The organism is Vibrio sp. J1-1 (assembly GCF_021728395.1).
GTDB lineage: Bacteria > Pseudomonadota > Gammaproteobacteria > Enterobacterales > Vibrionaceae > Vibrio.
The window spans coordinates 1-21351 of the sequence record NZ_JAKKCM010000002.1 but is presented as its reverse complement, the minus strand read 5'-3'; the positions used below and the strand labels follow the sequence as shown (position 1 = coordinate 21351).

Genomic DNA, 21351 nt, shown 5'->3' with positions numbered 1-21351 from the left:
ACTTTCCCAAGTGACAATTCCTAACTTATTTCCCCCACGAATTTGATGCTCATATCAATTTTACTCAGTAGATGGTGAGGCCATTTTGGTGTTCGAACTTCTAGCTCCTTCATACTTTTCACATCGTTGAGATAATAACCTGTGAATGTTTCCTATAATCAATACAGTACTCTTCCATCCCATGCGGAGAATAATAATGAATAAGACAAGTTTAATGATGATTATGGCAGTAACGGCAGGTCTCGCTGGTTGTTCCACATACGATGGCGCGACTCGCTCAACTGAGTATACATCCGCAGCAAATCCGGCTTCCGTCTACTGTGTTCAACAAGGCGGAGAGCTTGAAACCGTCACAGAGAACGGTGAACGAGTAACCTATTGTGTCTTTTCAGATGATAAACGCGTTGAGCAATGGGGGTATTATCAGGAGAACCATCAACAAGATGAGGGCTACTGATCTTCCGCGAGTTAATTGTGAACGACATTAATCAGTGAGGATCCACAGGCGCCTTTTATTTGTGTAAATTATTGTATTTTGGCCACTTTGTACGAATCCTCTGACATTCTTGACATTTACATGACATAACTTTCCAGTTGGACAATAAAATTCGCGATATATATCACATAAATTCACGATTTTTCCACATTTCTGGAGTGGGTGGTCAATATGAAAACACAAACAGTTAAGAAGACCAAAACAGCACAAACAGTTAACAAGACCAAAACAGTACAAACCAACGTTATCACTGATGAATCAAAACACACCATTTATCGAGCCTGTTTGAGCGCGTTGATGATGGCTGCGATCAGCATTGTCGTCAATCTGAGTATTCGCCTTGATTACGTTATATTAGGTTCAAATCTGGGCGAGTTATCGGTAACGGAAACACTTCAGTTGGTCATGCTAGCAATCGCATCATGGTCATTTTTCAGCTTATCAAAACGTACACCTGAGCTGAAACACGCTGCAGTCCTGATTTCTGGCTTTTTTGTCGTACTCATGATTCGTGAAATGGATTACTGGATGGATATGATTCATCATGGTTCTTGGGTATACCCTGCGCTAGCCGTTACTGCTTTAGCCTGTGCTAGAGCATATCAAGGCGGTAAAGACACCGTGAATGAAATGGCGAGAATCCTACAAAATCCACATATGAAGCTATTAATCGGCTCAGTTGTACTACTGCTGGTTTTTTCACGCCTTTACGGAATGGGCAGTTTTTGGCGCCATGTTATGGATGAAAGCTACATCCGCGACGTTAAAAATATCTCTGAAGAAGGGATCGAGCTACTGTGTTACTGCTTGATTGCTCTGAGCGCATTTCGCACTAGTCATGAAATTAAAGCGCAGACTCAGGATCGATAGTTCGGTTCATCACGGTTAGGAGTGGGTGTAAAATATCTAAAGCCCGCTGAACCACATTCAAATTGTCATCTAAGGCTGTCATTGCGACAGCCTTTTTTATGGCCTCAATGTTCTTTAAGGATTCATGATCTAAAGGGAGCATCTCTAGTTTTTCTATCGCGGTTTGAGCAATATGCAAGGGCTTCGCTCTTACAGCAGCTAAGTCTTGGGTAAACACCCCGCGTATCACGCCTTCTAAATAAACTCGATAGGTAGTCAGCTCATCAAGCAGTAAAAACGCCTCGGAAGATACCCCATGATGAGGGTATGGAACGCTAATGTGCTTATCTATATCTAAAGGAATAGTAAGCACCAGTCCCATTGAAGCACACCGTGTTTTAAGCACGCTCAGTAAGCCCTGTTCATCCATTAACGTTTGAATATCTATAATTCGTTCCAGATGATAGTCGTTAGAAACAAGGGTCACTCTAATCGGGGATTGATAATGCTTGGCAGCTTGAAATAGGCCACTATTACACAATTCTGCCGCCGCATTATTCATGTTCTGCAAGGTATTCAAAGAACGATTTTCAATCAGAACCTGATTTTCTGGGAATGGCCGTAAGAGTGCATTATTGAGTGTCTGGAAATAACTGAACATCGCATCCGCCTCTGCAATGTCTTGCCCTTGAGTTTTGCCTCCACAAAATAAGAGTGCAGTGTTTTCCATAGACATTGAACCGAGTGCAGTCACTAGTGCTTTCACCCTTGAAATCCCTTCCGGGCTTAGTTTGTTCTTGACGAGCCGTTTACCAAGAACAATAACCACATTGTCTAATTTCATACTACGATCTCTATTGATCTCTTGGCCGCATAACGCCTAAGTTGGCAATAATATAAAAATCTTCTTTGCCAACCGCCTCCTAGGGATTAACATCCGCTTAACAGTCATACTCTAGAGACCTATGAAAGGTCCACTGCTAAAGGAAGTCAATAATGCTGTCGATTTTCGATATTTTTAAAGTTGGTGTCGGACCTTCAAGTTCCCACACTAACGGTCCAATGCTCGCCGGGTTCAACTTTACTCAGTTACTTCAAGACTCTATGGCGAAAGTGCATAGAGTTCAAGTCGACTTGTATGGTTCGTTATCACTCACTGGTAGAGGTCACCACACCGATAGAGCCACCGTGCTGGGCTTGATGGGTAATAAGCCCGATAACATCAAAATGACCAGTGCAAAAAGCGCACTTCAACATACCATTGAAACCAATACTTTATTGTTGGCCGGAACCCACGAAATTACCTTTAGCTACGATCATGACATCGTTTTTCATAGCGAAAACCTTCCTTTGCATGAAAACGGCATGACCATCACTGCTTTAGATGAATCTGGCGAACAACTTGCGTTTGAGATTTATTACTCTATTGGTGGTGGTTTTATTGCAACGGCAGATGAGCTGGAAAATGGTACACAACAAGCTGAGGTTGAAGTCCCTTTCCCATTCAAGTCAGCTGATGAAATGCTTGAAAAAGCTGAAGCACACGGCTTTAGTTTAGGTGGAATGATTCTACAAAATGAATTGGCGTTTCGTTCCGAAGAAGAGGTCAATCAAAGGGCAGAACAGATCTGGAAAGTCATGTCCCTTTGCATGCAGCGTGGCTTTGATACAGAAGGTATTCTGGAGGGCGGACTCAATGTCACTCGCCGAGCTCCGAACCTGTTGAAAAAACTGGAAGCAAACGCAGCGGTTGAAAATGATCCAATGGAGATCATGGACTGGATTAACTTGTTTGCTTTCGCTGTCAGTGAAGAAAATGCAGCCGGTGGGCAAGTCGTCACCTCTCCAACCAATGGCGCTGCTGGCGTTATTCCAGCAGTGTTGATGTATTACCACCGCTTTATTAAAGAGCTCGACATCAAACAGCTCAAAGACTTCCTGGCCGTGGCTGGTGCGATTGGTATTTTATACAAAACCAATGCTTCTATTTCTGGTGCTGAAGTTGGTTGTCAGGGTGAAGTAGGAGTCTCTTCGTCTATGGCCGCTGCTGGCTTGACGGCACTAAGAGGTGGCAGCAACGAGCAAATTTGTATCGCTGCAGAGATTGCAATGGAACACTCTCTCGGCATGACTTGCGATCCTATTGGTGGACTGGTGCAAGTACCTTGTATTGAACGAAATGCGATGGGAGCAATGAAAGCGATCAACGCATCCCGAATGGCATTAAAGAGAACAAGTAAGTGCCTAATTTCTTTAGATAAAGTTATCGAAACTATGTACCAAACAGGTAAGGATATGAACAAGAAATATCGCGAAACTTCTTTGGGTGGCTTAGCTGTAATCCATATGGCCCCGCCATGTGAATAAGCACCATACATACAGGATCAAAAAAGCCAGCGATTTACGCTGGCTTTAAAGAGACGTTTACTAAAGCAGCAAATTATTCTGCTTGTTCAGTTGTCTCGTATTTAAATTCTGGAACAACGACTTCTACACGACGGTTCATTTCACGACCAGGACGAGTATCGTTGCTAGCAACTGGGTTTGCTTCACCCATGCCTTTCACAGTCATACGCTCTGCTGTAATACCTTGAGCTTGGAACTCTTCAGCAACCGCTTTAGCACGTTTTTCTGTAAGCTGTTGGTTGTATTCAGCAGTACCTGTTGTATCACTGTAACCCGTAATCTCTACTTGAGCTTGTGGGTAAGTGTTCATTACATTGATTGTCTCAGATAATGCTGAAGTATCTTTCACTTCTGCACTTTCAAGACCAAATTGTACTGTTGTAGTTTGTGCTGGGTATACGTGCTCAACAATGTTTGTTGCCGGACGAGTTTCTACCACTTCTTCCTGAACCACTGGCTCAGAACCGAATTTGTAGTTAAAACCAATACCGTAGTAGTCTGCATCCATGTCATCAATGATGTCGTCAGACATATCTTGGTAACGTTGGTATTCAGCACGTAGGCTCCAGTTGTAGTTGATTTGGTACTCAGCACCTAGAGAGCCAGTAGGAACGAAGTCTTTTTCGTCACCAGCCATCATGTATGCAGCACCTACTTTCGCGAACAGATTCCAAGAATCCGTCAGCGGAAGGTTGAATTTAGGCGCTAGAGTCAATGCCCAAAGCTCGCCATCAACTGTATTTTTGCCTGCTTTGTTGAAGTTTGCTTTGAAATCACCAAGGTAATCAACACCGTATTCAGCATCGATGTAGTCATTGAAGCTGTAACCAAGGTGCATTGACGCAGCAAAGCTGTCATCGTCACAAGACGTATCTAGGTAACACGCATCATTCAGAGTGTTATAACCTAGCTTACCGCCAATGTAAGTGTCAGCAAGCGCAACGTTAGAGATAACACCACCAGCAAGTACAGTCGCCACTGCAAAAGCAATTTTTTTCATTCTTTTTTCCTATTTGTATACCAAGCCACACATCAAACGCGAAGGAGTGCGTTATCAATATGAAGCTGCAACTTTCTCTTTATTATTTGAGACAACCTAGCTAGATAACACCGGAAGAAAGTAAATGTGGTGTTCATCACCAATGCCAAAAAACATGTCATCATTCATATTCACGCATGTGTTCTAACCACTTGCATGAGCAAAAATAATGCATCTGCATTGATATAGCCATAATCAACTCAGTGCGCAGAATATCATATCTTTTCCTTAAATGTGTGACAAAATTCACATTAATTTGTAAATTTCTTATTATTAAGATTCTATTTATAAGGTATTGATCGGATGGAAATATTTACCAATTGACAAGTAGAACCAAACAAAAAAGCAGCTCATCTAGGATGAACTGCTTATGTGTTCGATTGATTTTAGGGAACTAAACCAATTAAATATTGTCCATAACCGCTAACGTTGCTGCCAACACATCTTGGCCAAATAGCACACTACGTTCAGGTGACCATCCATACAGCGGATCAGGGTGGTTATTGTTGTCTTTAAATGGCATCTCTATGGTGTAAGACAAACATTTAAATTGCTCTGCAACCCAGTTAGAACCAACCGTTAAGTTCGCTTTGCCAGGTTCGTCTTTATCGTAGCCTACTTTATCTTGAAACTCTGGCGTGATGGTCAACAGCGCTTGTTTAAATGCATGCTCCAGAGTAGCTAAGCTTTCATCATAAGATGGGATACCCTCAGATCCTGCAACAAAGTTGTATGGAAGCGCTTCATCACCATGAATATCTAGGAACATGTCTACACCCGTTTCCAGCATACGCTGACGAACCAAGAAAACTTCAGGGCTTTTTTCCATCGAAGGGGTTTGCCACTCACGGTTTAGGTTTACACCGACCGCATTAGTACGCAGATGCCCACGAATGCCGCCATCAGGGTTCATGTTTGGTACAACGTAGAGTACCGCCTTCTCAAGAAGAGCTCGCGCGACGGTATCGTTTTCATCCAACAAACGCTGAATCATACCTTCCATAAACCACTCTGCCATGGTTTCACCCGGGTGCTGACGTGCAATCATCCAGATTTTCTTTTTGCCTTCTTCTGGCTCGCCGAATGTCAGCAGGCTCATGTCATTACCATCAAGGGTATGACCTAGCGTTTCCAACTGACAATGGTGCGCGCTTTGTGCCATGTGTAGTAAATCAAGGTGGCGATCGTACGTATAAGGCGCGAAGTAAGCAAAGTAGATAGAACTGCGTTCAGGAATAACCGTAAATGTGAGCGAATCACCATCAAAGTCAGCGGGTATACGGAACCACTCTTCACGATCATAAGATGCCACAACATCATAGCCTTGCCATCCTTCTGGGTAAGCAGATTTAGCTAAGTCTAACAGCTTAATGGTATGTGACTGTTCAGCCTCAGTCTCTAAACGGAAGTGGAACCATTGGTAGAATTCCGACATATTATCGTTAGGAATTTTAAGTTGGATGTCGTTTTTATCATCCGCTTTAACTACGTGAATGCTACCGCTATCGAAGTTGCTGAATATTTTCATTCTATTACTCACTTTTTGAATCTGACCTTGAAAGAAAGAGGCTAACACAGGGCTAAAGTGCCCCCTATTACTTTCACTTCAAAATTTATCGTTTGTGGCTGAAGTCATCAGTTTAGTCGAGTTGATTAACAGGCATTCGCAAAGACTTCGGTAATGAATAAAGCGAACGTTAGTGATTAAGCTCTACCACCGACTCAATACTGATGGCGTCGTGGCGCCAGTACTCAATATCGCAACTAATCAACTCACCATGTTGGTTGTAGTTTGTACGCTCAACAACCATAGCTGGAGTACCTGACGTCGCTCTTAACGCTTGTGCAACTTCACCGAGAAGTGTGCTGGTAGAAATTCGATAACGCGTTTTTTGATACACCACTCCAAAGTGCTCACGATAAATGTCGGTAAGCGAATTGGTAAGGTCGAAACTCAATAAATTGGGAAAGATCTCGGGACGAATATAGTTAGTCACATACACCACTGGCCTGTCTTCCAAATATCGAACGCGGTCTACTCGATAGACATCCGAGAACGGCTGCAGTTGTAACAAACGCGCAGACTGTTTGTTGGCCAGAGTACCTTTTGCCGCGATCAGCTCCGTTTTTGGGACGCGACTCTGCGCTTTCGCCATGTTTGGGAAATTAAGTGTTTGGGTTGGATCGTAGCGAAGTGGCTCAGGTGAAATAAACCAGCCTCTGCGATCTTCACGATAGATTCGCCCTTCGGCTTCCAATAACGACAACGCTTCTCGTAACGTAACTCGTGTTGTGTCGAACGACTCCGCCAGCTTGCGTTCCGCAGGCAGTTTTTGACGAGGCGAAAGCATGCCCGCTTCAATCTGTTCAACAATCGAATCTTTAATTTTTACGTACTGCACGAGGTGTCCTTATCTTTTACGCCAAGCCTGTGTGCTATTTTCTAACAACTTACCCAACGTCATCTGCACGATCTTCGCGATTGCGGCTGACATAATGATCATCACCGCCATCGCGGCGGAAGCTCCTGTTTGACCCGCATCATCCCTATCCAGAATCGATGCCGAAGCAGGAATCGTATCGGTTGAGTATAGGAATACTACCGCAGAAGTGGTGGTCAATGCATTAACAAACAGGTAGCTAACAATGTCCAAAACGGCAGGCAAAACAACACTAGATGCTTAGATGCTGCCCGTGAGAAAGTGCGCGAAAAACTTATCAAGAGTTCACAAAATTACTTGATTGACACGATCGCTGATCTGCCAGAAGTGATTGCAGATATCGAGCGTCGTTTGGAAGCTGGTGAGCGTCCGTAATTAGTTTGTTCAACAGAAATAAAACGCCCCTCGTTTTAGAGGGGCATTTTCCTTATTGTGACAATAACTTTCTCGTTGGTTCTTGCTCGGAGTATTCAACCGATTCATGACCAGATAGCTTATCGACGTCCGCTTGTTCGCCGGTCACTACTAGTACCTGTTGCTTCACCAAAGCATCGACAACTGCAAGGTTATGCTGACGAAGAAGTGCTCTTACTTCGCTTTCTTTCCCTTTGTGATACTTTACAAAGTAACGTGCAGGTTGTTGCTCAGCTTGTTCAGAACGTTCATCCACGAGCGGAAATCCTTGATTGTTCGCCAAGCTGGCCGAGCTCAGTCCGAATGCCAATAGTGCGGTTGCACCCACCGCAGACAGAGAAAGTAAGGTCGACTTCTTCATGGCCACTCCTTATTGAAAAGTCAGAGTCCAGCTGTTGATTGTGCCTGTGTCTCTTCTGGCACTGTCCACGGCTTTTAGTTCCCAAGAACCTTGTGATTCAAAACCAGAGAAATCCGCTTGGAAAGTGGCTTTGATATCGTTAGCGCTTCCGCCTGTATTGTCATGCAGCACAACTTGTCCACCAGTTGGTGAAGTCAGCGTCACTCGCAGGTCGCCGATGTAAGTATGGCTAATATCAACGTCAATACTCACCGTGCCTGAATCACCAGTGCGATCGACATCAAGTGCGCTGATTGCACCTGATGCTTTGTTATCAGGAATCGCCACAGGATCCGTGTTTGAGTAGCTTGAATCAGAAGCGCTACCTCCGCCATCAGGGCCGTTACAGCCTGCATCCAGGAACTGCTTCGCCGCTTCTGCATTCACCAGCCCGTAACCAGTACGATTGTCTCGACCTGCCACATCGATATCTGTCGCAGTTTGAACGAGAGCATTACGCACTTGTGCCGCAGTACATGTTGGGTGGTAACTCCACACCAAACCCGCCACGCCAGTCACGTGAGGTGTCGCCATCGATGTACCATTGTAGTACTCGTAGTCTTCACCTGTCGTTGTGGACACAGTGATCTCTTGCCCTACGTAGCCAAGCAGCTCTTGACCAAATGCTCGATCAACGGTCACTGATACCATGCGATACGCATTATTTTGGTCAACTAAAAACGGATTTTGTAAACCAGGCAAGTCAGCATTACTGTACACAATTGCAGCACTAGCGCCGGCATTGTAACAAGCCTGCACAGCGTCCACTTCTGGGTAGTTACCTGAAGATTGGTTACCAATGCGCTCAGCCAGACAGATTTTTCCTGACATATCGCCGCAATTGAAGTTACCACCAGATACATCACAACTCTCTAAGGCAGCCGTCACAGCACCAGCCACTGGATCTGGTACATAAGACGTGCCGTTATTGATCAAACGATTGTGTGGGACGATACCGCGATCAAACTGGCTTACACCATTAAGAGTGATGTCCGACAGTTTACCCTCACCGACGGTAACGGTAGAAAGGATAGCAACACCCGGTCCGGCGACTTCAACCTGATCCGTCGCTTGTGAAAACGCCGCATGATCATTTTGATTATCCACGGCTGCAATCGACATGACCGAGTCGTAAGATGCCGGGTAACTGTGTGCCGTGTTGCCATCATTGCCCGCTGCGGCAATAAGAAGCACACCCTGGTCATAAATATCTTGCAGTGCATTTTGCTCGGTTCGGCTAGATTGGCTACCACCGAGGCTCATATTCACCACGTTTGCGCCATTATCCGCGCACGTTTGAATCGCTTTCACTAAACCGGAAGAGTAACCCCAGCCAGATTCGTTAAACACTTTCACAATGTGTAAATTAACGTTTTGATTTGGCATTACTCCCTTAATACCCTCGGTATTCGCAATCGCCGCAATAGTACCCGCAACGTGAGTGCCGTGAGCGTTATTATTCCCTGGATCACTCCATGAGCCCGTACCGCTGTCGTTTGTACCAGCTACGCGGTTGCCGCTAAGATCGTTATGTGAAAGATCGTATCCAGAGTCAATGATACACACGGTACGATTGCCTGCGTTAAAGTCATCCAACTGCTGAGCATTGACTGCGTTATAGCCCCATGGTGTCATTTCACTGAGCAAGTAACGCGGTGGATCGACTTCCACATATTCCACATCGCTGCGGTTGCGAAGTTGCGTGAGTTCATCAGCATCGATTTCCACGCTGTAGATAGCACGGTTACCCAGCTTCTCAACTTTTCGTGCTTTTACCTGTTTTAAAACAGATTCTTGTGCTATTCGCGGTCCCCAAAATGCGTTGCCTTGCATGGAAGAACCACCAGCCTCGTCCTCAGTAAACTTGACGATATATTTCTTCGGTAACTTGGATTCATCAAATCCCATCGGTGGAGCCGAGTACGCCGACAAAGAAGTCGTTAGCGCAACGGCCAAGGCAGACAATGATAACAAGCCCTGTTTTTTAGTTGTTGTGTAATGCATTTGCTCTATTCCTTATATGAGCTGATTTTTTATTCACTATATCCTCATGAAAAATCACCAAATCGGTGTTCACATGAGAGACTCAGCTATAGCTCATCACCTAAAAATGCCAAATAATTCGGTTCATGAATGTGATTTTTTGTACAAAAGATCATTCAATAAACATTTTCAGTTAGCATTAAAAACACAAACAAACAATTATAAAGCAAAGACTTATATAAACAAAAAGTGAATGTTAAATTAATGTTATCGAGTAATTATTCTATATTTTGGTTGCCTTTATCATTTCCATACTGAATGCGTTTTTTGACCATGGTGCCAAAAGGAAAATATTGAATATTCAGATGTTGACCATGTAGAGTTTTTACTCAAGGTTATACATTGTAGTGAGAGAAATTCTCATTTGATTACTTTTATAACCCGGTATTTTTCCAATTGCTTGGAACAATAACCAAAACGAGAAGAGTGAAAGATGAAACGAACAATCACACTGTTAACCGCGTTGCTCCCGCTTGCTTCTGCTGTCGCCGAACAACCAGCGTTATCACCAGAAATGATTTCAGCGTCCGAAGTGGTCAGCGCGCAAGAAAACCAAACCTACACGTACGTCCGCTGTTGGTATCGCACTAGTTATTCTAAAGATGATGTTGCCACTGATTGGGAATGGGCAAAAAATGAAGATGGGAGTTATTTCACTATTGACGGCTATTGGTGGAGTGCTGTTTCGTTTAAAAATATGTTTTATACCAACACGACTCAAAATGTCATCCGTCAACGATGTGAATCGACACTGGATTTAGCCAACGAAAACGCAGATATCACCTTCTTTGCTGCTAATAATCGCTTCTCGTTCAACCATACCATTTGGAGCAACGATGCGGCGATGCAGCCGGACCAAATCAATAAGGTGGTTGCTCTGGGGGATAGTTTATCTGACACCGGTAACATCTTTAATGCTTCACAATGGCGCTTTCCTAATCCAAACAGCTGGTTTCTGGGCCACTTTTCAAATGGCTTTGTATGGACGGAATACATCGCAAAAGCAAAAAACCTACCGCTCTACAACTGGGCTGTCGGTGGCGCTGCGGGTGAAAATCAGTACATCGCACTAACTGGTGTTGGCGAACAAGTCTCTTCTTACTTAACTTATGCAAAGCTAGCCAAAAACTACAAACCCGCCAATACCTTATTCACCCTTGAGTTTGGGCTGAATGATTTCATGAATTACGACCGCAGTGTGCCAGAAGTGAAATCGGACTATGCAGAAGCATTGATTCGTTTGACAGATGCAGGGGCGCAAAACTTTTTATTAATGACACTGCCAGATGCAACGAAAGCACCTCAGTTCAAATACTCTACGCAGGAAGAAATCGAAAAGATTCGCGCAAAAGTGTTAGAGATGAACGAGTTCATTAAAAAGCAGGAGATATATTACAAAGCTCAGGGTTACAACATCACACTGTTTGATACACATGGGCTATTTGAGGCCCTGACGTCAGTGCCCGCAGAGCATGGTTTTGTTAATGCAACAGAGCCTTGTTTGGACATCAATCGTTCCTCTTCAATGGATTACCTCTACTCACATGCTTTACGCTCCGAGTGTGCGAGCTCTGGCTCTGAGAAGTTTGTTTTCTGGGACGTCACTCACCCAACAACCGCTACACATCGCTATGTGGCGGAGAAAATGCTCGAGAGTAGCAACAACTTAGAACAACACCATTTCTAAGCTTTGATCAAAATGGCCACGCTAAAACGTGGCCATTTTATGTTTGTACTTTTACACGGGGATTTACAACGGCGCTATGTCCGTATCACCTAATGATTGATATAGCGTTACCTGGTTGTATCTTGAGATTCTTCACTCAAAAATCTAAATAGCCTAGCTAAATTAAATCGTTAGATTTTCATTCCTGAACTACACTAAGCGGTGGATTTATAAAAAGAAAACCGGCTTACTTCGCTCAAATTTAAAATTGGTACGTCTTGTTTTTAAGACAAAGCAAGTTTTTGACAGGAAGAGAGCACAGTGTCCATCGAATTGAATTAAAAAACGTCTAAGTTTATTGCGAGGAAAATATATGAAACTACTGAAAGCCATCTCACTCTGCCTTTTAGCGGCTTGTGCGTCATTTCAATCGGTCGCGAGTGATAGTGATTGGGACAAAATTGCAGAAAAAACCGTCAGCTTTAAATCGGAGACAGACACCGTAAAACCGCTATCCCCGTTTGCGAATGCTCACTTTAGCCACATAAAGATCAAATGTACGCAAGGTACGGTGAATCTGAAAAGCATTAAAGTAATCATGAAAGACGGCAAAGAAAAGACATTCGACAGCTTGGGAATTCTTACAAGTGGCATGTCATCTCGCAACCTGAGTCTGCCAACAAAAGATGACGCCAAGTTAGATAAAATCGAATTGAATTACGAGTCTGTCGGTAGCACAGCCTTACAAGTTACAGGCGTAACTAAAAAAGCACATGTGGAAATCTTAGGTAAAAAAGTCGACGATTAAGCGATAACTCACTGTTTATACAGCGGTACTATGCCGCTGTATTACATCAAAACAAAAAATAGTGTTTGTTTTAATTAAATCAATTTCTTAAGCTTCGCCAAACCATAAGCGGCAATGGTCACGCTGTCTTTTATCGTGCCATCGATCATCATTTGCTCAAACTCTTCTACCGGGAACGCTCGGGAAATAAGATCCTCTTCTTCGCTATCAAGCTGGTTACCAACTTCAGCAAGATCACTGGCAAAGTAAACATGGCAAGTCTGATTTAAAAAGCCGTAAGCAATAAACTGTGCGCCAACGTATTCCATCGTTCCAGCCAGCATGCCAGTTTCTTCCCGTAGTTCGCCTTTCGCCAGCTCTAAGGGATCGACATCAGGACTGGATTCCCAAGCACCTTGCGGGATCTCCCAACAGCGCTGCCCTACGGTATAACGAAACTGTTCCACTAAATGAATCTGACTATTGTCGATAGCTAGGATCGCGGCGCAGTCTGGTTTGTCGACGACACCATAGATGCCTTCCGCACCACTTGGACGCAAAATTTTATCTTCACGAACCGTCATCCATTTATTTTGATAGACAACTTTGCTGTCTAGTTGCTTGATATCTGACATGGTGATTCCTTAGTTCCAAAACCCTATTTAATGGCTATCTACGCAACCAAAATGTTCTTTAGCTCGCTCAACGATTCTACGGTATAACTTGGTGCGATACGGTCATCCACACTTGCGCCAGTTGTATTCAACCAACAGGTTTCAATACCAAAGTTATTACCACCTAAGATGTCTGAATGCAGGTTATCTCCCACCATTAAAACGCGTGTTTTACATGGCTGCCCCATTTGCTGCATTGCGTATTCGAAAATGCCTAAGTCCGGTTTTGCGACACCGACTTGCTCGGAAATCACGATTTGATCAAAGTAGTCGACCATCCCCGTACGTTCAAGGCGGATAGCTTGAAGTTCGGTAAAACCGTTGGTGATGATGCCCATTTTAGCTTTACCTTGCAGCGCTTCCATCAGCTCTTTCGCGCCAGGCAGCAAGCTACAAATGTCAGCCATGGCTTCTAAAAATGCGCTGTTTAACTCCGCGGTAGTGGTATTGAGCTTTTCTGCCCACTCGTTAAATCGTTTGTGTTTCAGCTCATCCGCTGTCACTTTTCCATCTTGATAATCAACCCACAATGGCTTATTTATCTTTTGGTAGTGAGTAAAATCTTGTGGAGTAAAATCTACGCCTTTGCGAGAAAACATCAGCTGCAAACCTTTGAAAGCGTCAAAGTGAAACAAGGTCTCGTCAGCATCAAACAGAATCCAATCATACTTCATTTTATTCATTCCCAAATCAAGGTCGTAATACTGGTGCATAGTCTAGATTGTTTTCTTCTTGAAGATAATCTCTATAATTGGAAATTAATTGTATCCATATAATCAACAGTTATACCCAATGCAAAGGAGATTGATGTGAACGCGATAGCCTCCCTGCCCGTATTTGTGGCAGTCGTTGAGTGCGGCAGCTTTTCGCTAGCGGCCAAACAACTTAATCTGACTAAATCTGCTATTAGCAAACGTATCAATCAGCTAGAAGATGACTTGGGTATCCGCCTGCTTAATCGAACCACCCGAAAACTAAGCCTGACTGAAGCGGGAAGACGCTATTTTGAATATGCGTCTCAAGCCGTTAATCTTGCCCAGCAAGGGGTCGATGCGGTATCTGAACTGCAAGGATCCCCACAAGGTAAGCTCAAAATTACCGTGCCGATGTCGTTTGGTGTGCTGCATATCGCGCCTTTAATCAGTGAGTTTCTTACGCGCTACCCTAAAGTAGAAGTGGATTTAAACCTCGAAGACAAAATGGTCGACTTGGTCAAAGAGAGCTTTGATTTAGGGATTCGTATTGGCGAATTAGCCTCATCCAACCTGGTCGCCAAACGTCTCGCACCGTGTAAAAGCGTCCTCTGTGCATCGCCTGATTACCTTGTTGAGTTTGGTACGCCACAAAAGCCTAGTGATTTGGTTGCACATAACTGCCTACGCTATTCCTATTTTCGTGGTGGTGTCGAATGGATGTTTATCAACAACAGCAGTGAGTACAAAGTGCTTCCTAGAGGAAACTTTGTGGTGAACAACAGCGAAGCGATTCGCCAATTGCTTTTACGAGGCTCAGGAATTGCTCAGCTACCCACTTTTATCGCATCAAGAGACATTGCGGCTGGTAGCCTAAAAGTGGTAATGGAAGACTACGCTCTACCAGAGCACGCCATTTACGCCGTTTTTCCAGAACGCAAACACATGCCGTTAAAAGTGAGAGTATTTATCGACTTTATCAGCGAGAAGCTCGGTACTGATTTACCCTACTGGGACCGCTACAGCAGTCTAGAAAATTAGTCCGGCAAGATAGAACTCCGTGAGTTTTTGTTCTAAGTGGAGACTAGACCAACATAAGATAAACATCAGCCACTTAGGTGCCCTCAGCAATAATAAAGGCCTGCGATGCGGCAGGCCTTTGCTTTAAGTTTCTGGCAATCGTTTATTCAAAGTCACTTGCTTCGGGTAAGCGATCTAGCATCTCATAGTATTTACCAGCGACAGCGCCGATATCACCACTCAGATACGCTTGAATCATATCCAGGTCTTTTAACCACAACTCTTTATGCGTATCAGAGGATGTGGTGTAGCCCGCATACACATTGTCGACAGCAGACATCATTTCTTGGGTGTACCCATTGAAGATCAAAAGCATCGCATCTGAGTAAGCCTCGAACGCTTTGAAGTCACTGTGCGCTTTGCCACCTTGGTAGCTCAATGTTTTCGCATTAGCGTCAAATACGAGATCTCCTGAAGCAATGTTTGCATTCACAAAGTTGATGAATGAGTCGCTAAACGTCAGCACACCTGCTGCTATATCGGCATCAATCGTCGCTTTCATTGCGTTGACCATTGGCGCATCAAGTAGCAGTACGGCATCATGAAATGCAGGAATAATTGACGTACGGAATGGTCCCCATGCGCTACTGATACCGGAGGCAACCGCGCTCAGCTCTTCTTGCTCATAGCCATCCAAGTAAGTTTTCAGGTCGTAGCCTTCCGACGTGACCAACTGGTTTGAATAGTCATAAGCCAGCTTGTTTGCTTTAGTAGCGACAAACTTTTTACCATCAATAACGAACTCGACTTTATCGCCTGCAATAATGTCATAACGATCTTGCTGCTTGGTGAAAGCATCAAACTGAGCTTTACCACGCGTCTTCACTTTGTAATCGTCAGACTGCATTTGACGCACACCCATTCTTAGCAGAACATCCCCGATACGCTCACGGCTTCGGCTATCAATATCTAAGAATTCAGCGATACCACGAGGCATTGGTGGCAAAGATTCCATCTGTTCGGTTAGATGAAGGTTCACCGTTACACCTTTGAGATCTAGGTATTCCTCTCCGTCTTTATCAATCAATGCGACTGGCGTGTTTAGGGCATTATTCACCAAAATGTTATTCATAATGTCTTCGTACTCTGACTGTACACCCGGAATATCAAGCAATGATGCAAAGCTCACTTCATCGGTATAACGGTTAGAGAATCGACGCGCCAAGAAATAACTTGCCAATGCTTTGTCCGGCCAGTGCCCCAAAACAGAGATGGAATTTGACCAAGGGTAATCTGGGTCAAAGCTACCAATGGAGTTTAAGAAGCGGCTATTTGCTGTTTCAGCCACTGCGGTATAACCACTTTCTGCATCTTCAATAAAGCCAGCAACCAGGTCATCAAAGCAGCTTGTGGTTTGAAGATCGTAGTCGGCAGGAATTAGGTAAGAGTTACTATCTAACAATTGACCAAAAGAAATAACTTTTTGATTGCCTGCTGCATTTTCAATCACACATTGGTGTTCAGGTGTACGCAACACATCAAGGAAGAATGCCGCCGATTTTTTCGCACCAAAGGCATAATCACAGAACCACTTATTGTCTGCGCTGTCTTCAGTACAGTGTTCAGGGTTTGATGCAAGGCGTAACAAGAAGTCACCCGGTTTGTCAGTGCTCGATGTTAACCCCAGATTCGTGTACAAGTTGTCAATGCGCTCTAGATCTTCCATCTTATCTCGAATGGCGCTCATTTCCCTGAAACGACGAACTAGGTAGCTTGGATAATCAGATAAGTACAGGCCGTTTGTACCGTACAAATCTAAGTTGCGACGATCATAACTATCAAGATAGCTTTGCCATTCATACGATACGATCTCTTCTAAGTCTGTGCCTTCATCAAAACGGTTACAGTCACTGTTTAGTGACACGTTACCATCGGTACAGAAGTCGTAAGGCTTGCGCTCAATCTCGTTCACCTTATCTAAGTAGTAAAGCACACCGTAACGAGTCTTAGCGTTCAACTCTCCATCATCAGACAACGCCGCCGCATCAAATCGGCTAAAGTCACAGTTGTACAATGACTTACCTTCATCATCGCCCGATAGCGCCTTAACTTCCGAGCACACCATGAGAGAATCGTTGTCTGGATTGTCACCGAACTTGTACGCAAAGCCCTGTTGGTATGCATTCAGCTCAGTAAGATAGCGCTCGTATGCTGATTTTTCTTCATCACTCGCACTGTCTGCTGGTTTTACAACTGGCACAGGAGCCGCACCTGACGAATCTTGAATAGTTTCGACTTTACGGCCATAAGCAAACTTGAATGCCGCAATATCATACAGACCCCAAGTTGGCGTTTCATCCAACATGCTTGGCGCGTAGTCCATTGTAGAGCTGTACGCTGGAATGTTATTTAAGCCAAGTTGATGTGCTTGCTCCAAAGTGTAGTAGTTCGCTTTATCATTCGAAGCCTTGAAGTTATGACGCAGACCCACGTTGTGACCAAGTTCATGAACAAGCGTATTGCTGTAAGTCGCCACCGTAATTGCATTGGCGGCTTCTACTTGTAAATCTTTTGGTAGGTACTTCCATCGCTTCAGATGACGAGACGTTTCATTACCCACATCATCAAGTTTGATCTCAAAATAGCGGTCATCATTGAGTTGCAAGTTATCGAGCATCGCTTTGTTGCTTGATGACACCCACGATGCTTCGATTGGATATACGTTGTTTTCTGCCCAGAAAGACAAACGGTTTTCTTCTGCCGCTACAACGTCCTCAAATGCCATATCATCATTGAAGTCAGCAAGCAGTTGCGTTGGGCTCTTAGTTGCCGCTTTACCAGAGACCATTTCCTCTTTCGAAACGAAGGGCGCATGAACATTCTCATCAACGTTCAGCTTTTCCATTGCCGCCATGGTCGAAAGTGCTGCAACTCTTTTCGAAACGTCTGTTTTTACCTCGCCCTCACTGGTTTGTAACGGCTCCAATCCATCCAAATCCAACTGGTTACGATTGTAGAATCGAGCCAAGTTATCCCAGTAGAAAGGCACACCCGTTCTGGCGACGCCAGCATATTGGTTAACGTGTGCTTTGATAATCTCGCCTGTCATCGGGTTAGAAACCGAAGGTCCATACCCCAATAAACCATTAGCGAGTGGTTCATCAATCAGGTTTATCACGTTGTAACGTAAATCACCAGGATGGATGCCCGCCGCTTGGGTTTTGTTTACAATCTCAATTTCTGGCTTGCTTGAATCTGAACCAAATACTCTTAACGTTTGATTCATTTTATCGATCGACTGAAGCGTAGCATCGAGAAATAGTTTGTTCTTCTCTTCGAAGAAATTGTCGCTCAAGTAGTATTTAATTGAGTCTTGATCTGGGTTGAAGCGGTTCAGGTAAACCACCTCTCTGTCGTACTTGTTCGTTATCGGATTCAGTTTTTTGGTCGCTGTGGTGAAAAAGCCAATGTCGTTCTCATCACCGACTGGGTACAGAATTGGCTGGTAGCCATCTGTCGCGATTTCACTTTCGTGTACCAAAGAGTAATAGAAACGAGATTTGAATGCGCCATCAACAAGAGCTTCTTCCAAGCTCGCTTTAGTCGCAAAGTTGATGTAATTCGATAACTTATCTAAATCAACACGGAACGTACGCTCTAATTCGAAGTTCAGTACGCCTTTCTCAGGGTCAAAGTCCCAAGAAATGAGTCGTGGCGTACCTTGTTCCGAGATACCGTCATTAACCCCATACAGATCTTCCTTATTGAACTCAGCAACCTCGAGTTCCTCTGGATTAGGAGTAAAGTGGGTTTTCTGCTTGTAGTCCAAGCTATCATCTTCATTGATTTCTTCTTGGTTGGTGCAGTCACCGTATGAGTCTTCGTCACAGCGATAGGCAGCAAAATCCCCCGGAATGGTTAACACCTGAGCAAAGTTTACATCGTCGTCATCTGCGACAAACTTCTCGTCACCACAGTAGTTGTTTACGTCTTTAGAAAGATTTGTATCAGGGTAATTTTTATCGTAACTACGAACTTCCAGGCCCTCTTTCGTAAAACACAATTCAACGTAACGAGGGGAGCCTTGTAAGAAAGGAAATTGGTTTAAAGCAAATCGTGGAGCTGCACCTGTTGTCGGCACATAGAACCAACGACCGTCTTTCAGATCCTTAACCGCAACCTCTTTTGCATCTCTTTCAACATAGTCATAAGCTTGATCGTCTGCTCCACAACCAACCAGCGCGGCTGTAATTGCTGACACCAGCGTCAATTTTTTAAACATTATTTGGATATCCTTAATATTCTTTTATTTTCCTAGAACGAATAACTTACTTCGGCGATGTAGGAGGTTTTCTCTTGGTTTAACAAATCAATGTTGCCCAATGTGCCTCGCTCCGCGTCTTGATAGAAACCTGTTGATGACGCAGCCAGTAGCAAAGACCAATCGTCATCAAACTTGTATGCGCCATATAAAGCACTTTCGTACTTCCAACTGGTTCTGCGAGTACCTTGATAACTAATGGTGTTTCCACCTAAAGCGGTCACCCCTAGAGAAAACGATTCCCACGACTTTTCCGCTAAAGTGAACACTGAATAACTCCACTCCGTCAGAGAGCGTCCCCCCATGGTTTTGTAGTCGTGAAAATTTTTTCTGACTCTCGGGGAAATGGAGAAGTCGATACTCCAAACAGAAAAGGAAATAGGCACTGCCAAACGAAATGCTGTTTTCAATTCATCTTTACGTGAGTTTTCTGAGGTAGGGATAGTGAACTGACCTGCAATTCCGACTTTTCCCGTATCACCGAAATGGTAGAGGTTCGAGTATTGCAAACCTAGCACTGAGTCCGTCGCATAAGTGCCGACTTCGTCCTCTAGTGCTCGATAACCACCCGTAGAAAAGTAGGCTTTTACATCGCGAGAAACGGAATAATTGAGAACGCCTCCCCAAGAGAAATTGCGGACGGAGCGATGATCGTCTCTATCGTAAATGTTTGTATCGTAAGATAGGTAAACAGACCCACTTAACTTGCAAACAAAACAGGACGTCTCTCCTTCATTGTGTGTAGATTTTGGCCCTCTGCTATCGAATACACTTATTTCCTCAGCTAGTGAAGACATTGAAAATAGCGTACCCAACAACATTGCTAGCGGCGTCATCATCCACTTTGTTGTGTGCTGCATGTTTTAGAACTTCCATGAAAATTAAGTTTGTTAGAATAAACTTAAATACAAACAGATTATTGGGATGAAATTCCATTAAAACACCCCAATAAGCCTATCAACCACAAGATTAATCTTATGGTTAAATCCTTAATTATTTTTAAATATTATTTATCTTGATTAAAAGATAACTATTTTTAGTATAAACCTAAACTTTATTGGTTAATTTATATGAATTTGGCACCTAAAAATCTAACACCAAAAAACACAAGCTTTTGTAATTAAAACAAAAACATCAAAACACAAAAAACCAATATAAATTTTAGATATAAACTCCAGTTATGACAATCACATGTTCATAAACACCCAACCAATAAGGGCGTTATATTAATACGTACCAACTATCTATTCTTAAATATAGTGAATGACGAATACAATAGACATCAACAATATCATTATTTATTAATTTAACAGTTGTTAATAATTAATTTCTCATTTAATACAAAAGATATAAATAAGATCAAATTCGATTTTTCTAATATATTGATATAACACTTCCCCTGTATGAATAGAAAATCATTCTTCTAAAGAATCAAACAAATTACATTTATTCACACCATGAATAGCTAATGGCAGCCTGATCGATTAGCAGACCGAATGTGCTGCATAATTTAGAATAAAAATTCATCCAGGACGTTTTTTTATAAATTAAAACAAAATGCGATTCAATTCACATGTAAGTAAAAAATCAACTATATTAATAATTTACAGAGAAAACAGAGAAATCACCACTGAGATCAAATCCGATTTTTAAACATTTCAAAAACGCAAAAATCGTCTTTATCGAACTCACAACCCTCTGATTGATTTTCAATGATTGAGTATTAGAAAACAGTAAGTTCGTCACCTAGGTATTGAAGGGTTTTGATGTGAGGGAGTTGTTAGCAGTAACAGAGAGGGTCGGGTACTTAGGACAGATTTTATTGCACTGCGCTTCTCTCTGCATGTGACGTGCCTAATGTTAGAAATAAGAAATATTCAAATTTACGTTTTTATGGCTAGCACCGCGCTGAAAGAGCAACAGTGCTAACCAAAGTATAAATACCCTTCCAACAATGAACACCTGGAGCTTTAGGCGGCTTTGTTGCGGAAATCGAATGAACTAAATCAAAATCTTACGATCAGATCAGGGACATTCATTCACTGACTTTGATTAGATGCCGAAGCCTCGCTACAAAACCACTAACTGGTGCAAGTACAATAA

General features: G+C 43.3%; 16 protein-coding genes and 2 pseudogenes. 7 read left to right on the top strand and 11 right to left on the bottom strand.

Annotated features, from left to right (window positions below; genetic code table 11):
• Positions 1-196: 196 nt before the first annotated feature.
• A complete protein-coding gene (locus L3V31_RS02785; RefSeq protein WP_237314556.1) occupies positions 197-457 on the top strand; it encodes a DUF333 domain-containing protein in 261 nt (86 codons plus the stop codon).
• A gap of 210 nt (positions 458-667) precedes the next feature.
• Complete coding sequence (locus L3V31_RS02780; RefSeq protein WP_237314555.1) at positions 668-1366, top strand: hypothetical protein; 699 nt, start codon at positions 668-670, stop codon at positions 1364-1366.
• On the opposite strand, the gene L3V31_RS02775 is transcribed toward L3V31_RS02780, so the two are convergent.
• A complete protein-coding gene (locus tag L3V31_RS02775; protein ID WP_237314554.1) occupies positions 1341-2189 on the bottom strand; it encodes a YdcF family protein in 849 nt (282 codons plus the stop codon). The two genes, L3V31_RS02780 and L3V31_RS02775, sit on opposite strands and share 26 nt — an antisense overlap.
• A 152-nt stretch (positions 2190-2341) precedes the next feature.
• On the opposite strand from L3V31_RS02775, the gene L3V31_RS02770 reads away from it, so the two are divergent.
• Positions 2342-3712 (top strand): L-serine ammonia-lyase, encoded by a 1371-nt coding sequence (locus L3V31_RS02770; protein WP_237314553.1) that lies wholly within the window; start codon positions 2342-2344, stop codon positions 3710-3712.
• 73 nt (positions 3713-3785) lie between these two features.
• On the opposite strand, the gene L3V31_RS02765 is transcribed toward L3V31_RS02770, so the two are convergent.
• From L3V31_RS02765 to L3V31_RS02750, 4 genes and pseudogenes are all read right to left on the bottom strand, one after another.
• A complete protein-coding gene (locus L3V31_RS02765) occupies positions 3786-4751 on the bottom strand; it encodes an OmpA family protein (RefSeq protein ID WP_237314552.1) in 966 nt (321 codons plus the stop codon).
• 442 nt (positions 4752-5193) lie between these two features.
• Positions 5194-6318 (bottom strand): M14-type cytosolic carboxypeptidase, encoded by a 1125-nt coding sequence (locus L3V31_RS02760; protein WP_237314551.1) that lies wholly within the window; start codon positions 6316-6318, stop codon positions 5194-5196.
• 169 nt (positions 6319-6487) lie between these two features.
• The gene (gene phnR, locus L3V31_RS02755) at positions 6488-7192 is read right to left on the bottom strand and encodes a phosphonate utilization transcriptional regulator PhnR (RefSeq protein WP_237314550.1); all 705 of its coding nucleotides are present in this window, start codon (positions 7190-7192) and stop codon (positions 6488-6490) included.
• A gap of 9 nt (positions 7193-7201) precedes the next feature.
• Positions 7202-7453, bottom strand: a pseudogene (locus tag L3V31_RS02750) (putative 2-aminoethylphosphonate ABC transporter permease subunit); the annotation flags it as partial.
• Between the two features lie 18 nt (positions 7454-7471).
• Between L3V31_RS02750 and L3V31_RS02745 the strand changes: the two are divergent.
• A pseudogene (locus tag L3V31_RS02745) lies at positions 7472-7606 on the top strand (phosphonoacetaldehyde hydrolase); the annotation flags it as partial.
• Between the two features lie 52 nt (positions 7607-7658).
• On the opposite strand, the gene L3V31_RS02740 reads toward L3V31_RS02745, so the two are convergent.
• A complete protein-coding gene (locus L3V31_RS02740) occupies positions 7659-8006 on the bottom strand; it encodes an ATPase (RefSeq protein WP_237314549.1) in 348 nt (115 codons plus the stop codon).
• Positions 8007-8015: 9 nt separating this feature from the next.
• Positions 8016-10049, bottom strand: coding sequence for a S8 family serine peptidase (locus L3V31_RS02735; protein WP_237314548.1), 2034 nt, complete (start codon positions 10047-10049; stop codon positions 8016-8018).
• Between the two features lie 472 nt (positions 10050-10521).
• Between L3V31_RS02735 and L3V31_RS02730 the strand changes: the two genes are divergently transcribed.
• A complete protein-coding gene (locus tag L3V31_RS02730; RefSeq protein WP_237314547.1) occupies positions 10522-11775 on the top strand; it encodes an SGNH/GDSL hydrolase family protein in 1254 nt (417 codons plus the stop codon).
• Positions 11776-12127: 352 nt separating this feature from the next.
• Entirely contained in the window at positions 12128-12562 is a 435-nt protein-coding gene (locus L3V31_RS02725) for a hypothetical protein (RefSeq protein WP_237314546.1), read from the top strand.
• Positions 12563-12636: 74 nt separating this feature from the next.
• On the opposite strand, the gene L3V31_RS02720 is transcribed toward L3V31_RS02725, so the two are convergent.
• Both L3V31_RS02720 and yjjG read right to left on the bottom strand, forming a co-directional pair.
• Positions 12637-13176 carry an NUDIX hydrolase gene (locus tag L3V31_RS02720; protein ID WP_237314545.1) on the bottom strand — a complete coding sequence of 180 codons (540 nt, stop codon included), beginning with the start codon at positions 13174-13176 and terminating at the stop codon, positions 12637-12639.
• A gap of 38 nt (positions 13177-13214) precedes the next feature.
• Positions 13215-13889, bottom strand: a complete 675-nt coding sequence (gene yjjG, locus L3V31_RS02715) for a pyrimidine 5'-nucleotidase (protein ID WP_237314544.1) — start codon at positions 13887-13889, stop codon at positions 13215-13217.
• 135 nt (positions 13890-14024) lie between these two features.
• On the opposite strand from yjjG, the gene L3V31_RS02710 reads away from it, so the two are divergent.
• Positions 14025-14948: a LysR family transcriptional regulator gene (locus L3V31_RS02710; RefSeq protein ID WP_237314543.1), complete on the top strand. Its 924-nt coding sequence runs from the start codon at positions 14025-14027 to the stop codon at positions 14946-14948.
• A 142-nt stretch (positions 14949-15090) separates the two neighbouring features.
• On the opposite strand, the gene L3V31_RS02705 is transcribed toward L3V31_RS02710, so the two are convergent.
• Both L3V31_RS02705 and L3V31_RS02700 read right to left on the bottom strand, forming a co-directional pair.
• Positions 15091-19209: a MoxR-like ATPase gene (locus L3V31_RS02705; protein WP_237314542.1), complete on the bottom strand. Its 4119-nt coding sequence runs from the start codon at positions 19207-19209 to the stop codon at positions 15091-15093.
• 32 nt (positions 19210-19241) lie between these two features.
• The gene (locus L3V31_RS02700) at positions 19242-20108 is read right to left on the bottom strand and encodes a hypothetical protein (protein ID WP_237314541.1); all 867 of its coding nucleotides are present in this window, start codon (positions 20106-20108) and stop codon (positions 19242-19244) included.
• Positions 20109-21351: the final 1243 nt, after the last annotated feature.

Excerpts from the sequence above, each read along its gene's own strand:
- L3V31_RS02780 (WP_237314555.1), top strand. The coding sequence starts at position 668 with ATGAAAACACAAACAGTTAAGAAGACCAAAACAGCACAAACAGTTAAC.
- L3V31_RS02725 (WP_237314546.1), top strand. The coding sequence starts at position 12,128 with ATGAAACTACTGAAAGCCATCTCACTCTGCCTTTTAGCGGCTTGTGCG.
- L3V31_RS02740 (WP_237314549.1), bottom strand. The coding sequence starts at position 8,006 with ATGAAGAAGTCGACCTTACTTTCTCTGTCTGCGGTGGGTGCAACCGCA.
- L3V31_RS02735 (WP_237314548.1), bottom strand. The coding sequence starts at position 10,049 with ATGCATTACACAACAACTAAAAAACAGGGCTTGTTATCATTGTCTGCC.
- L3V31_RS02705 (WP_237314542.1), bottom strand. The coding sequence starts at position 19,209 with ATGTTTAAAAAATTGACGCTGGTGTCAGCAATTACAGCCGCGCTGGTT.
- L3V31_RS02760 (WP_237314551.1), bottom strand. The coding sequence starts at position 6,318 with ATGAAAATATTCAGCAACTTCGATAGCGGTAGCATTCACGTAGTTAAA.
- L3V31_RS02765 (WP_237314552.1), bottom strand. The coding sequence starts at position 4,751 with ATGAAAAAAATTGCTTTTGCAGTGGCGACTGTACTTGCTGGTGGTGTT.
- L3V31_RS02730 (WP_237314547.1), top strand. The coding sequence starts at position 10,522 with ATGAAACGAACAATCACACTGTTAACCGCGTTGCTCCCGCTTGCTTCT.
- L3V31_RS02775 (WP_237314554.1), bottom strand. The coding sequence starts at position 2,189 with ATGAAATTAGACAATGTGGTTATTGTTCTTGGTAAACGGCTCGTCAAG.
- L3V31_RS02720 (WP_237314545.1), bottom strand. The coding sequence starts at position 13,176 with ATGTCAGATATCAAGCAACTAGACAGCAAAGTTGTCTATCAAAATAAA.
- L3V31_RS02700 (WP_237314541.1), bottom strand. The coding sequence starts at position 20,108 with ATGCAGCACACAACAAAGTGGATGATGACGCCGCTAGCAATGTTGTTG.
- yjjG (WP_237314544.1), bottom strand. The coding sequence starts at position 13,889 with ATGAAGTATGATTGGATTCTGTTTGATGCTGACGAGACCTTGTTTCAC.
- L3V31_RS02770 (WP_237314553.1), top strand. The coding sequence starts at position 2,342 with ATGCTGTCGATTTTCGATATTTTTAAAGTTGGTGTCGGACCTTCAAGT.
- L3V31_RS02785 (WP_237314556.1), top strand. The coding sequence starts at position 197 with ATGAATAAGACAAGTTTAATGATGATTATGGCAGTAACGGCAGGTCTC.